This window comes from Streptacidiphilus sp. MAP5-3 (assembly GCF_041262505.1).
Classification (GTDB): Bacteria; Actinomycetota; Actinomycetes; order Streptomycetales; family Streptomycetaceae; genus Streptacidiphilus.
This window is the reverse complement of the sequence record NZ_JBGCCL010000002.1, coordinates 489,265-501,322: the sequence shown is the minus strand read 5'-3', so window position 1 is coordinate 501,322 and position 12,058 is coordinate 489,265. Positions and strand designations below refer to the sequence as shown.

Annotated in this window: 10 protein-coding genes and 1 pseudogene; 2 read left to right on the top strand and 9 right to left on the bottom strand. The window is 70.4% G+C overall.

The annotated features are described in order from the left end of the window. Window positions 1-26 precede the first annotated feature (26 nt). From ABH928_RS05995 to ABH928_RS05965, 7 genes and pseudogenes are all read right to left on the bottom strand, one after another. Window positions 27-1,748: an ABC transporter substrate-binding protein gene (locus tag ABH928_RS05995; RefSeq protein WP_370062780.1), complete on the bottom strand. Its 1,722-nt coding sequence runs from the start codon at window positions 1,746-1,748 to the stop codon at window positions 27-29. 238 nt (window positions 1,749-1,986) lie between these two features. Continuing rightward, complete coding sequence (locus ABH928_RS05990; RefSeq protein ID WP_370062778.1) at window positions 1,987-3,141, bottom strand: ABC transporter ATP-binding protein; 1,155 nt, start codon at window positions 3,139-3,141, stop codon at window positions 1,987-1,989. Between the two features lie 233 nt (window positions 3,142-3,374). Beyond that, window positions 3,375-4,379, bottom strand: a pseudogene (locus tag ABH928_RS05985) (ABC transporter ATP-binding protein); the annotation flags it as partial. Further along, window positions 4,376-5,359 (bottom strand): ABC transporter permease, encoded by a 984-nt coding sequence (locus ABH928_RS05980; protein WP_370062776.1) that lies wholly within the window; start codon window positions 5,357-5,359, stop codon window positions 4,376-4,378. The gene ABH928_RS05980 and the pseudogene ABH928_RS05985, both read right to left, overlap by 4 nt. Window positions 5,360-5,362: 3 nt before the next feature. Further along, complete coding sequence (locus ABH928_RS05975; protein ID WP_370062774.1) at window positions 5,363-6,349, bottom strand: ABC transporter permease; 987 nt, start codon at window positions 6,347-6,349, stop codon at window positions 5,363-5,365. Window positions 6,350-6,361: 12 nt separating this feature from the next. Next, on the bottom strand, window positions 6,362-6,811 hold the full coding sequence (locus tag ABH928_RS05970; protein WP_370062772.1) for a LacI family DNA-binding transcriptional regulator: 450 nt from the start codon (window positions 6,809-6,811) through the stop codon (window positions 6,362-6,364). A 17-nt stretch (window positions 6,812-6,828) separates the two neighbouring features. Then, window positions 6,829-8,289 carry a GH1 family beta-glucosidase gene (locus ABH928_RS05965; protein WP_370062995.1) on the bottom strand — a complete coding sequence of 487 codons (1,461 nt, stop codon included), beginning with the start codon at window positions 8,287-8,289 and terminating at the stop codon, window positions 6,829-6,831. A gap of 307 nt (window positions 8,290-8,596) precedes the next feature. Here ABH928_RS05965 and ABH928_RS05960 point away from each other — a divergent pair, with 307 nt between their 5' ends. Continuing rightward, window positions 8,597-9,631 carry a LacI family DNA-binding transcriptional regulator gene (locus tag ABH928_RS05960; protein WP_370062770.1) on the top strand — a complete coding sequence of 345 codons (1,035 nt, stop codon included), beginning with the start codon at window positions 8,597-8,599 and terminating at the stop codon, window positions 9,629-9,631. Between the two features lie 219 nt (window positions 9,632-9,850). Here ABH928_RS05960 and ABH928_RS05955 read toward each other — a convergent pair whose 3' ends face one another. Further along, complete coding sequence (locus tag ABH928_RS05955; RefSeq protein WP_370062768.1) at window positions 9,851-10,147, bottom strand: GYD domain-containing protein; 297 nt, start codon at window positions 10,145-10,147, stop codon at window positions 9,851-9,853. A gap of 229 nt (window positions 10,148-10,376) precedes the next feature. On the opposite strand from ABH928_RS05955, the gene ABH928_RS05950 reads away from it, so the two are divergent. Next, on the top strand, window positions 10,377-11,321 hold the full coding sequence (locus tag ABH928_RS05950; RefSeq protein ID WP_370062766.1) for a S16 family serine protease: 945 nt from the start codon (window positions 10,377-10,379) through the stop codon (window positions 11,319-11,321). A gap of 137 nt (window positions 11,322-11,458) precedes the next feature. Here ABH928_RS05950 and ABH928_RS05945 read toward each other — a convergent pair whose 3' ends face one another. Continuing rightward, window positions 11,459-12,031: an AAA family ATPase gene (locus ABH928_RS05945; protein ID WP_370062764.1), complete on the bottom strand. Its 573-nt coding sequence runs from the start codon at window positions 12,029-12,031 to the stop codon at window positions 11,459-11,461. Window positions 12,032-12,058 lie beyond the last annotated feature (27 nt).

Here is a 12,058-nt window from a genome sequence, read left to right as displayed (position 1 = left end):
GAGGGATGATCATCCGTTCCGCCGCGTCACTTGACGGGCGTGAGGTGCAGGATCATGTACTCGTAAGCCTGGTCCTGCGGGGACGGGTTGACGTAGGCGTCGGCCTGGGTGGGCCAGCCGGTGAAGTTCGCCGTGCTGAACTCGTACCAGGACGCGCCGTAGAGGACCGGAATCGCCGGCACGTCCGTCGAGAGCTGCTGCTGCAGGCTGTTCAGCGCGGCCTGCTGTGCCGCCGGGGTGGTGGCGTTCTCGTACGCCTGGACCGCTGCGTCTGCTGCGCTGCTCCGGTAGTGGCTGAAGTCGCCCGCCGACGGCTGACCGATGGGCGCGGACATGGTGGAGTCGATCATGAACTGGAGCCGCTGGAAGGCCGTGGTGCCCTGGCCCCAGTGCAGCGCCACGTCGTACTTGCCCGTGGTGATCGCGGTGTTCCAGCCGTTGTAGTCCATGTCACCGTTGATCTGCACGTCGAAGCCCAGCCCGTTCAGGGTCTGCTGCATGGACTTGGCGTCGCACCAGTAGTCGGTGAACGAGTTGGGGTCGATGATCGTGAACGAGATGGTCTTCCCGTTCTTGGTCCACTTCCCTCCGGCCTTGGCGTAGCCGTCGGCGGTCAGCAGGGACTGGACGGTGGCCGGGTCGGAGGAGGACTTCAGGTCGTTGGCGGTGGCCGGGTCGAGCGAGGACTGGTCCAGCGGCAGGGTCAGGCCACCGGACGAGGAGGCGGGCAGTTCGTAGTCGGTCTCGCACTGGCTGGCCATGGAGGCCCGGTCGATGGCCGCGCTGATGGCCTTGCGCACCGCCACGTCCGCGAGTGCGGGCGCGGTCGGGCTCTGGGTGTTCATCAGCAGCGCGACCGTGTTCCCGGCCGGGAAGTACGGCGCGGAGGACTGGAACAGGTGGTTGGTCTGCGGGTCCTTGGCGACGAACGAGGTCAGCACGTTGTTGATGTCGTTGCCGGCCAGGTCGAGCTGTCCCTGGGCGAGTGCGGTGGTGGCAGCGTCGTTACTGGCGTAGTTGGCCACGGCCACCTCGGGGACCTTGGCCTTGCCGCCCCAGTAGCCGGGGTTGGCCTTGTAGCTGACCTTCTGTGCGGTGAAGGCGTCGACGAGGTAGGGCCCGGTACCGATCGCCTGCGCGGACGGGATGACCGCGGTCGCCGGGTCGGAGACGGAGGACCACTGTGCCTTGGACACGATCAGCTGGTTGCCGATGGCCTGGGCGCCGGCCAGCTCCGGCGTGGCGAAGCTGAGGACCACTGTGTTCGCGTCCGGGGTGGTGATCGAGGAGGCCTTCGGCACGCCCTGCGTGTTGGCTGCGGCGTTGGCGGTCACCAGCTGGTAGGTGAAGGCGACGTCGGCGGAGGTGAAGGCGGATCCGTTGGACCACTTGACGCCGGGGCGCAGGTGGATGGTCGCGGTCCTGCCGTCGGTCGACCAGGTGATGCTGTTCGCGAGCCAAGGGGTGGGCGCCTGGCTCGGGTTGAGGGTGTCGTACTGCAGCAGCGGCTCGTAGATCAGCGAGTCGGTGTTCTGGGTGCGGCCGAGGGAGTTGCCGTCGAAGGGGTTGAAGTCCTCGGTGAAGGCGGTGGCGCCGGTGTTGTCCTCCAGATAGAGGGTCTCCGCCGCGACGTTGCCGCTCCCGCCCGAGCCGCCGGCCTTGGGGGAGGAACTGCCGCTGCAGGCCGTCAGGCCCATGCCGAGTGCGGCCATGACGGCCAGTCCCTTGATGGTGGTGCTGCGTCTCATTGTCGTACGCTCCTTGTGTCCGACCGGCGGGCGCCGGCTGTGGTGAGCGACCAGGTCCAGGTCCGTGAGCAGTGGTGCAGTGCGGTGACCCGACCGGTGCGAGCCGGACGGGTCACAGCTGTCGGAGGCGGATGACGCCTCGGGCGAGTTGGCCCTCGCCCGGGGCTCCGCGTCCGTCCTGCGGCAGAGGCCGCGCGGCTGTGGCGGCCCGGCTCAGACCGGGCCCGTGGTGTCCCCCTCAGCGGACGTCGGTGCTGTCTGCGTCTCCTGCCGACCGGACCGGCTCGGCGGCCGGATCGACGTCCGGCTCGACGTCCGGGCTCGTCGCGTGCTCGGGGCCGAGCAGCCAGCAGGCGGCAACCTGCCGACCGTCGCCCGCACTTGGCACCTCCAGGGTCGGCGGTGCCTGCTGCGAGCAGAGCGGCATCGCGAAGGGGCAACGCGGGTGGAAGCGGCAGCCGCTGGGCGGGGAGACCAGACTGGGCGGCGCGCCCCGCCCGCGCAGGACCGGGGGTTCGGCCCGCTCCGGGTCAGGGGCGGCACTGAGCAGCAGCTGGGTGTACGGGTGGGCCGGTGCGTCGGTGACCCGCACCGCGTCGCCCGACTCGACGATCTGCCCCGCGTACATCACCACGATCGAGTCGGCGAGGTAGCGGGCCGAGGCGATGTCATGGGTCACGTAGAGGATCGCCAACTGCTCCCGCTCACGCAGCTCGTGGAGCAGGTTCAGCACGCCCAGCCGGATCGACACGTCGAGCATGGAGACCGGCTCGTCCGCCAGCAGCACCTCCGGCCCGACAGCCAGGCCGCGTGCGATGGCGACGCGTTGGCGCTGCCCGCCGGAGAGCTCGTGCGGGTACTTGTCCACGTAGTTCTCGGCGGGAGTGAGCGAGACGCGCTCCAGAAGTTCGAGCACCTGCCGCTCCAGCGCCTCGCGGCCGAGGCGGCGCCCGGCGTGGAGCTTGAGCGGTCGCTCCAGGTGGTAGCGGACGGTGTGCACGGAGTTGAGCGAGGAGAACGGGTCCTGCAGCACCAGGTGCACCCGGCTGGCGTAGGCGCGGCGGGACCGGGCGTCGCCGCGCACCCGCTCACCGTCCAGCAGCAGCTCGCCCGAGGTCGGGGTGATCAGCTGGGTCAGCAGCCGGGCCAGGGTGGACTTGCCGGAGCCGCTCTCACCGACCACCGCGGTGACTGTGCCGCGTGGCAGGGCGAGGGAGATGTCCTCGACGGCGTGCACGATCCCGGCACCGCGGCCGAGGCCGCCGTGGACCGTGAAGTGCTTGGTCAGGTTGCGAGCCTCCAGAGCCGGAGCCCCCGGGCGCTCCGGCCCGTGGACCACCGGACCGGGACGGACGGCGCTTCCGGTGCTCCCTGCGCTCACGGTGTCGGTCATGAGGAGCTCCCGAGGGATGAGGTGCTTGCGGTCGTGTCGTCCATCCCGCCGACCACGGACGCAGCCTCGACGGTCGGCGCGGCGGACGCCCGGACGGGCCAGGGGATCAGGGTCGGTGAGGGGAGGGAAAGGGCCTCCGGGGCGGGCTGCTGCCCGTCCTGTTGCCAGCAGGCGCTGACCCGGCTGGTCGACAGCGTGGCGTCCACGCGCTGCTGACTGGTCGTCAGGTCGACTGCCGGGGTGACCAGCGGCGGGAGGTCCTCGGCACAGCGGTCCTTCGCGAAGGGACAGCGCGGGTGGAAGGCGCAGCCGCCCGGCATCGAGCGCAGGCTCGGCGGGGAGCCGGGAATGCCCTCCATCCGGACCCGCTCGCCGTGCAGGCTCGGGAAGGAGCCCTTGAGGCCGAGGCTGTACGGGTGGCGCGGGGCGCGGAACAGCTCGGCCGCGCTGGCGCGCTCCACGATCCGCCCGGCGTACATCACGGCGATCGAGTCGGCCAACTCCAGCAGGAGTGACAGGTCGTGCGTGATGAAGACGACCGCGAAGCCGAGGCGTTCGCGCAGCCGCATCAGCTCTTCGAGAATCTCGCGCTGCGTCACCACGTCGAGCGCGGTGGTGGGTTCGTCCATGATGACGACCTGCGGCTCCAGCGCCAGCGACATCGCGATCATCACGCGCTGCCGCATGCCGCCGGAGAGCTCGTGCGGGTAGCTGCGCAGCCGGTCGGCACTGATGCCGACCATCCGCAGCAGCTCCACCGCGCGCTCGCGCCGCTGGGTGGCGCTCATCTGCCGCCGGTGCGCCTTGAGCACGTCGGTCAGCTGGGCGTCGATCCGGGCTACCGGGTTCAGCGCGTGCATGGCGCTCTGGAACACGACGGCCAGCTCCGACCAGCGGATCCGGCCCAGCTCCTTGACGTCGGCGGCCAGGATGTCGACGGTCTCCGCGGGACCGGCGTCGGCGCCCTGCGGCCGGGAGTGGAACAGCACCTCGCCGCCGGTGATCACGCCGGGTGCGCGCAGCAGCCGGGTGAGCGCATAGGCGAGCGTCGACTTGCCCGATCCGCTCTCTCCGGCCAGGCCGAGCACCTCGCCGCGGTGCAACAAGAGGTCGACTCCGCTGACGGCGCGGACCGCGTCGGGACCGTAGCCGTAGTCCACGTCGAGACCGCGGACCTCGAGGACGGCCTCGCGCCCGGTCTCCGCCCGGGGCGGGCTGACGGTCTGGGGCTGCGTCACGGTCGGCTTCCTTCCTCGGCGCGGACGACGGGGGTCAGGCCGAGCTGGAAGCGCGGTCCCCGGTTGCGCAGGCCCCGCCGGGTGCTGCGCATACGCGGGTTGACGATCTCGTCGATGCCGAAGTTGAGCAGTGCCAGGGCGATGCCGACGAAGGCGATGCAGAGGGCCGGTGGCCCGTACCACCACCAGGTGCCGCTGGTGGTGGCGCTGAACTGCTGGGCGGTGTTGAGCATGGTGCCCCACGAGGCGTTGGTCGGGTTGATCAGACCGAGCCAGGCGAGGGAGGCGTAGGCACCGACGCCGTAGATCACGGTGAAGATGAAGGACGAGGCCAGGATCGGCAGCAGGTTGGGGAGGATCTCGAAGAGGATGATCCTGCTCCGGCCCTCGCCGATGACCCGGGCCGACTCGACGTAGTCCTGGCTGCGCAGGGCCAGCGTCTGCGCCCGCAGTACCCGGGCTCCCCAGGCCCAGGCGCTCAGCGCGATGACCGCGCCGATCAGCAGCGGGTTGCCGGTGTCGCTGTCCGGCATCATCTTCATGACGACCATGAGGATCAGCAGACCGGGCAGGGCCAGGAAGATGTTGGTCAGGATCGACAGCACCTCGTCCGCCTTGCCGCCGAGGTAGCCGGCGCTGACCCCGACGAGCACGGACAGCACGGTGGCGACGATCCCGGCCACGAAGGCGATCAGCAGCGTGTCCCGGCCGCCGGCCAGGAGCTGTGAGAACAGGTCGTGCTGCTGGACGTCGGTGCCGAGCCAGAACTGTGCCGACGGCGGATGCGGGACGTTGTCCAGCGTGGACGCCTGCCAGTCGGGCGCGTGCGGGGCCACCATCGGCCCGAAGACCGCGAGCAGCACAAAGATGACCAGCATCAGCGAACCGATCGTCACCTTGGGCGAGCGCAGCCAGCGGGAGCGGCTGCCGCCGGAGGCGGAGCGCGGGCGACCTCGTCGCGGTCGGAGTGTCGGGGACACGGCTCAGGCCGCCCTTCTCGCGCGGGGGTCGAGCGCGACGTAGACGATGTCCGCGAGCAGGTTCGCACCGAGCACGGTGAAGGTGACGACCAGCAGGATTCCCTGCATCACGGGGTAGTCGGCGGCCTGGGCGGCGTTGAAGATCTCGCGCCCGACGCCGGCGTAGTTGAAGACGATCTCGGTGACGATGGAGCCGGTGACCACCAGGCTGATGGACAGCGCGAAGTTGGAGATGCTGGGCAGCAGTGCGTTCCGGGCCGCCACCGCGACCACGCGCCACTGGGGCAGGCCCTTGGCGGCGGCGACCAGGACGTAGTCCTCGTCCATGGTCGTGATCATCATGTTGCGCATCCCGATGATCCACCCGGCGATGGAGGCCAACGCCACGGTGGCGGCGGGCAGGGCGCCGTGTTCGATCACGTTGCCGATGAAGGGCAGGTTCCACCCCGGTGTCACCGTCGCGTAGCGGCCGGTGTCGTAGGCTCCGCCGGTCGGGAGGACCCCCCAGTAGAAGCCGAAACTCAGCATCAGCAGCGAGGCGAGGATGAAGTACGGGACCGCCTGGAAGAAGGTGGCCGCCGGCAACAGCGAGTCCAGCAGCCCGCTGCGCCGCCAGCCCGCCAGGACGCCGATCAACGTGCCGACCAGAAAGGCGATCACGGTGGCCGAGCCGACCAGGCCGATCGTCCAGGGCAGGTCGTTGGCCAGCACCGTGGAAACCGGTGTGGACAGCGAGCTGGAGACACCCAGGTCGCCGTGGGCCAGGTTGCCCAGATACGTTAGGTACTGCCCGACCAGGCTCTGGTGTCCCCCGCCGTACTGGGCCTCCAGGGCCTGGAGCTGAGCCTGGGTCAGCGAGGCGGTGTTCATCTTGGCAAGGAAGTTCTGCAAGGCGCTGCCCGGCACCATCCGGGGGATGAAGAAGTTCAGGGTGATCGCCGCGACGGCGGCTATCAGGTAGAACCAGAGCCTTCTCAGGAGAGCTCGCATGCTGGTCTCCCGTCAGACGAGCCGACGCCGGGCAGGCGTCGCGGGGTCGGGCGGACAGCCGCAGCTCTCGCGGCGGATCACGCGGGTGGGCAGGACGACGTCGGCGCGGGTGGGGGCCGTGGCCGGCTGAGATGTAGTGATCATGGAGTGCAGGACCTCGAAGGCTCGCGCGCCGATCTCCTGGATCGGCTGCCGCACGGTGGTGAGCTGGGGACGCAGGTGGCGGGCGAAGGGCAGGTCGTTGAAGCCGGTGACGGCGACGTCGCCGGGGACGTCGAGCCCGTGCTCGGCCAGGGCGTGGATCACACCGAGCGCGGTCTGGTCGTTGGCGCAGGCGATGGCACGTGGCAGTTCCTCGTCCCGGGCGATCAGCCCGCGGACGATCTCGACGCCGCGGGCGGCCGAGTAGTCGCCCTGCCAGGCGGGACGTAGGACCGCCTTCGGCTCCTCACAAGAGTCCAAGCGCTGTGAATTCCGCGTCAGTTCACCGGCACGGGTATCGCCCCCTTCCGTGCCGCCTCGCCGTACCAGTAGGCGCTCGACTTGGGCGTACGACGCTGTGTGGCGTAGTCGACGTAGACCATGCCGAACCGCTTCGAGTAGCCGTAAGCCCATTCGAAGTTGTCCAGCAGGGACCAGGCGAAGTAGCCGCGGACGTCGATTCCGGCCGCCACCGCCCGGTGGACGGCGGCGAGGTGTTCCCGCAGGTAGGCGACCCGCTCCGGATCGCGCACCTCGCCGTCGGGGTTCGGATAGTCCTCGCAGGCCATGCCGTTCTCGGTGATCAGAATCGGGAGGTCGGGCCGTTCCTCGCGCACCCGGGAGAGCAGGTCGAAGAGCCCGGTGGCGTCGATCGCCCACCCCATACTGCTGACCGGTCCCGTCGGCTGGTGGAAGGCCACGGACTCGGAGCCCGGCCAGGGCGAGCCCTCGCCGGTCCCGTGCACCGCGCTGGTGCCCGGGCGGCCATCTGCGGAAACCCAGGCGGGGGTGTAGTAGTTGATCCCGAGCGCGCCGATCGGGGCGTGGGCCGTCGCGGTGTCGCCGGGTCGGACAAGCCGCTCCCAGTCGACCAGGTGGGCCGTGTCGCGCAAGAGGTCGTCGTCGTACCGGCCGTGGAGCATGGGGCCGAGGAAGACCCGGTTGCCCACCGCGTCGATGCGCCGGGCCGCCTCCACGTCCGCCGCGCTGTCGGTGAGCGGTCGGATCTGGTGCAGGTTGAGGCTGACCGACAGCGAAGCGTCCGGCACTGCCGCGCGCACCGCGGCGGCGGCCAGGCCGTGGCCGAGGTTCAGATGGTGCGCCGCACGCAGCGCCGCGGCCGGATCCGTCCGGCCGGGCGCGTGGACGCCGGACCCGTACCCGAGGAAGGCCGAGCACCAAGGCTCGTTCAACGTCGTCCAGTTCTTCACCCGGTCGCCCAGCGCACCGGCGGCCAGGGCCGCGTACTCACCGAACCGCTCGGCGGTCGCCCGGACCGGCCAACCGCCCGCATCCTCCAACTCCTGTGGCAGGTCCCAGTGGTAGAGCGTGGCCACGGGGGTGATCCCCGCCTCCAGCAGGTTGTCCACCAGCTGGCGGTAGAAGTCGAGCCCGCGCTCGACCGCAGGCCCGTGCCCGGTCGGCTGTACCCGGGGCCACGCGATCGAGAACCGGTACGCCGTGAGCCCGAGCTCGCGCATCAGGGCCACGTCCTCGCGGAAGCGGCGGTAGTGGTCCACTGCGACCTCCCCCGTGTCGCCGTGGTGCACCTTGCCCGGCGTGGCGCAGAAGGTGTCCCAGATCGAGGAGGTGCGGCCGTCCTCGGAGGCGGCGCCCTCGATCTGGTAGGCCGAGGTGGCCGCACCCCAGAGGAATCCGGGCGGGAAGTGCAGCAGCCCGTCGTCAGCGGGAGAGGCGCGGGTCGCCGACGGTGGAGCGGGCGGGCGGAGGGATGGCATGGCACCGGTGGAACTCATCGCAGCTGACTCCCTGGACGGACGACGGAGGCGGAACCGGAACGGACTGCCGTGGGACCGAGGAGTGGAGACCATCAGATGGGAGCGCTCCCATATCGCTCGGTGCCGGAAGCCTGAATCTTCTCGTGCGCCACTGTCAAGACCCGCGCAGAAACCTGTCCGATACATCTGGGAGCGATCCCAATCAGATCGCGCTAGGGTGGTGACCCCGCGAGCAGCGGCCGTCCCTGTGCACACCCCGGCGCAGGAAGAGCGAGCGCGTCATGAGCCCGGGGACGAAGGGAACGGAATGAGCACCAGGTCGGCCGAGCGCGGCGACGGACGCCCCACACTCGAGGCCGTCGCGGCACGGGCCGGTGTCGGTCGTGGCACGGTCTCACGCGTCGTCAACGGGTCGGCAGGGGTCAGCCCGCGGGCGCGCAAGGCCGTCGAGCAGGCGATCGCCGAACTCGGCTACGTCCCGAACCTGGCCGCCCGCTCCCTGGTCACGAGCCGGACCGACGCCATCGCCCTCATCGTTCCCGAGACCGAGACGCGGCTCGCCTCCGAGCCCTTCTTCGCGTCGATCATCCGCGGCGTGGCCAGCGAGATCTCGGACACCGACCTGCAGTTGCTGCTGATCCTGGTCAGCACCGAGCGCGAGCGCCGCCGCCTGGCCGGCTTCCTCGACGGACGCCGCGTCGACGGCGTGCTGCTGGTCTCCGTCCACACGGACGACCCCGTGGTCGAGCTGCTGGAACAGTCGGGCCTGCCCACGGTCCTCGGCGGACGCCGCTCCGACCTGGAACCGCTCAGCTACGTGGACTCGGACAACCTTCGCGGCGCCTGGGCCGCCGTACGCCATCTCCTGGACCTCGGGCGTCGGCGGGTGGCGACGATCACCGGCCCGCTCGACATGGAAGCCTCCGGCGTCCGTCTGGAGGGCTACCGTCGGGCACTCCGCGAGGCCGAGCTCGCCGTCGACCCGGGACTGATCGCCCACGGTGACTTCACCGAGAGCTCCGGCGAACAGGCCATGGCCGAACTGCTCGCACGCGAACCCGCCCTCGACGCGGTCTTCTGCGCCTCGGATCTGATGGCCGCGGGCGCGATGCGCACCCTGCGCCGGGCGGGCCGCCGGATTCCGGCCGACGTCGCACTGGTCGGCTTCGACGACTCCCCCATCGCCCGGCATACCGAACCCCCCATGACCACGGTGCGTCAGCCGAGCGAGGAGATGGGACGGGCCATGGCCCGGCTCCTGCTGGAGCAGATCGCCGCCCCGAGCCGCAGCCACCGACAGATCATCCTCTCCACCGAGCTCGTGGTCCGCGAGTCCGCGTAGGCCCTGTCGTCAAACTCCCGCCGGGCCCGGCTTGCCTGGCACGCCCTTCTGCCGCGTTGTCGGATCGCCCAAGTACGGCCCAGTACGAGGGCGACCCTCCGCCTTGCAGCTGTCCGCACCAGACAACCCGGGCTGATCCGACGCGAGTTTGACGACAGGGCCTAGCCGGTCGCGTCTCGGATTCAAGAGGGATCGGGTTCACGAAGGAGGCGACGCGCCTCACCCCGCTGCCTTGGTGACGATCGCGTCCATTTCCTCCGCGCTGAAGGCCCGCATGCTCACCGTCCGGACGTTGCCGACGGCGCTGATCTGCAGCAGGGCGGCGGTGGCCGTCTCGTCGTCCGGCGCCTCGACGGTGATCACAAGGTCGTAGGGTCCGACAGTCCAGTAGATCGAGATCAGATTCCCGCCCAGCCGCTCCAGCGCCGCGCCGAAGGCCGCGGCCCGCTCGGTCGTGTCCCGGTAGCCCCGGACGCCCTGGTCGGTCCAGCTCACAAGGCTGATGAAGGTGGCCATGGATGTTCACTCCTCTCCGACCCTTCCATCGTCGTCCCTCGCCGCCGGCCGGGCGAGTGCGCGGGCCCGGGCCAGTTGCCCGCGCACGGCGCGGTCGGTCCCATCGGCATGACCGGGTGCACGCTGCGCGAGCGGTCGGGAACGTGGCACAATCTGCGCGCCCGCCCGCAGCATGGGTCGCCGAGAGTTCTGGCACGAGGGGCATCAGCGTCACCACCAGGGGGTTGCCATGTTCTTCAAGCACAAGCATCTGCTCAAGGACCTGCGTGAGCACGGACGCGAGGGGAACGCCGAGATCCTCTCCATGCGGACCATCGGGGAGGGCGGCAACATGCGCTCCGCGTGGTCGTCGGACGAGGACCTCACCACCACCTGGTTCGACTGCTGGATGAAGCTCCTCGTACAGCCGGTCGACCGCTCGCAGCCGCCCTTCGAGGCGACCGTGAAGTCCCGGGTGCACACCCTCAAGTGGCAGGGCAGCCACGTACCGGTCTGGTACGACCCGGAGGACCACTCCCGTGTCGTGGTCGACTACGAGGCCGACGTCGAGAACAAGATACACCTCGCCGCCCACTCCGACCTGCTGATGCATCGTCACGACAGTCGGCTGGGGCTGGCCTGGACCCCGCTCTCCGGGGAGCTCGTGCCGGTGGAGGTCACTGCGGCCACGGGCAAGGGGCGGCTCACGGTCCCACGGAAGTGGTCGGCACTGCTGGAGGAGCCCGCGCAGGCGGCCTTCGCCTACGTCCGGGCCAACACCGCCCGGCTCCTGCCGGAGCTGGATGCGTCCTGGTTCACCAAGAACGACGTGCAGGTGGTCCAGGCCTACGGCAACGTCCCGGTCGGCGCGACCGTCGCCGACGGGCATGCCGCCGGCGCGGCAGTGGTCGCGGCCCTGGTCTCCTACCTCGGCGGCCACCTGGTGCGTCCCGAGGTGGCCGTGACCGGCGCGGTCACGGCCACCGGCGAGTTGGTGCCGATCGAGGGCTTCGGCGAGGCCCTGGACGCGGCCAAGCACAGCTACGCCACGGTGCTCGTCGCCCCGGCCGGCAACCAGGCGGAGGCGACGAAGATCGGGCAGCGGCGGCGCCAGGGCGTCGAGCTCGTCTTCGCCGGGCAGGTGGATGAGGCCCTGCACAAGGCCCTCGCCAGGCGTGCGTTGAAGGCACGCTAGCCGTCCCTGTGTCGGGCCCCGCGCAGAGGCGACCATGGCAGGACCCGACAGCGGTCCGTCGCGGAGCCTGCAGCTGTCGGGACCCGACACCAGTCTCACGCCGCATGCGGCCGGCGGTCCGAGCGGACACGCGGCCGTCACCCGGACGCGAGCAAGCCCCGCCCCGGGGGGAGGTTGAGGGTGGCGAATGCGACGATCCGGTCCAGGGACGGCTTCCAGCCCTGTGTGGTGTCCACCACCAGGCAGGGAACGTCGAGGGCAATCGGGACCCACGACTCGATCGGCCGTTCCCCTTCCGCAATTCGGCGCAGGAGGTCAGCGTCTCCGTGCACCGCACGCGAGGGCACCTCGACAGATCTGCGGGCGACGCGCACGCGGGCGAATTCCGGATCGACAACGCAGCGCACGATCCGGATGCTTGCCAGGTCCGCCAGCGGCTCCAACCCCGGGCGCCACAGACGGTCCTGGAACGCAGCCTCCGCCACCAGGCTCCTGCCCGACTTCAGGAGCTCAGCCAGGGTCCGAAAAAACGTCTCCAGCGTCTTCAGGTCCACCTGGTCGGCGGGCTCGGCACCAGCGGCGGCCAGGTTCTCCTTGATCTCGTCGCGGCAGACCGCAGGCCAGCCGAGCGCGTCGGACAGGGCGTGCGCCAACGTCGTCTTGCCGGCCCCGGGAGGGCCGCTGACGGCAACCAGTGTCGGGCGTCCCACAGTGCTGCCACCTCTCGTTCGACCAGG

Coding starts and splice junctions, on each gene's coding strand:
- ABH928_RS05960 (WP_370062770.1), top strand. CDS start 8,597: ATGAGCACCAGGTCGGCCGAGCGCGGCGACGGACGCCCCACACTCGAG.
- ABH928_RS05975 (WP_370062774.1), bottom strand. CDS start 6,349: ATGCGAGCTCTCCTGAGAAGGCTCTGGTTCTACCTGATAGCCGCCGTC.
- ABH928_RS05950 (WP_370062766.1), top strand. CDS start 10,377: ATGTTCTTCAAGCACAAGCATCTGCTCAAGGACCTGCGTGAGCACGGA.
- ABH928_RS05965 (WP_370062995.1), bottom strand. CDS start 8,289: ATGCCATCCCTCCGCCCGCCCGCTCCACCGTCGGCGACCCGCGCCTCT.
- ABH928_RS05990 (WP_370062778.1), bottom strand. CDS start 3,141: ATGACCGACACCGTGAGCGCAGGGAGCACCGGAAGCGCCGTCCGTCCC.
- ABH928_RS05995 (WP_370062780.1), bottom strand. CDS start 1,748: ATGAGACGCAGCACCACCATCAAGGGACTGGCCGTCATGGCCGCACTC.
- ABH928_RS05955 (WP_370062768.1), bottom strand. CDS start 10,147: ATGGCCACCTTCATCAGCCTTGTGAGCTGGACCGACCAGGGCGTCCGG.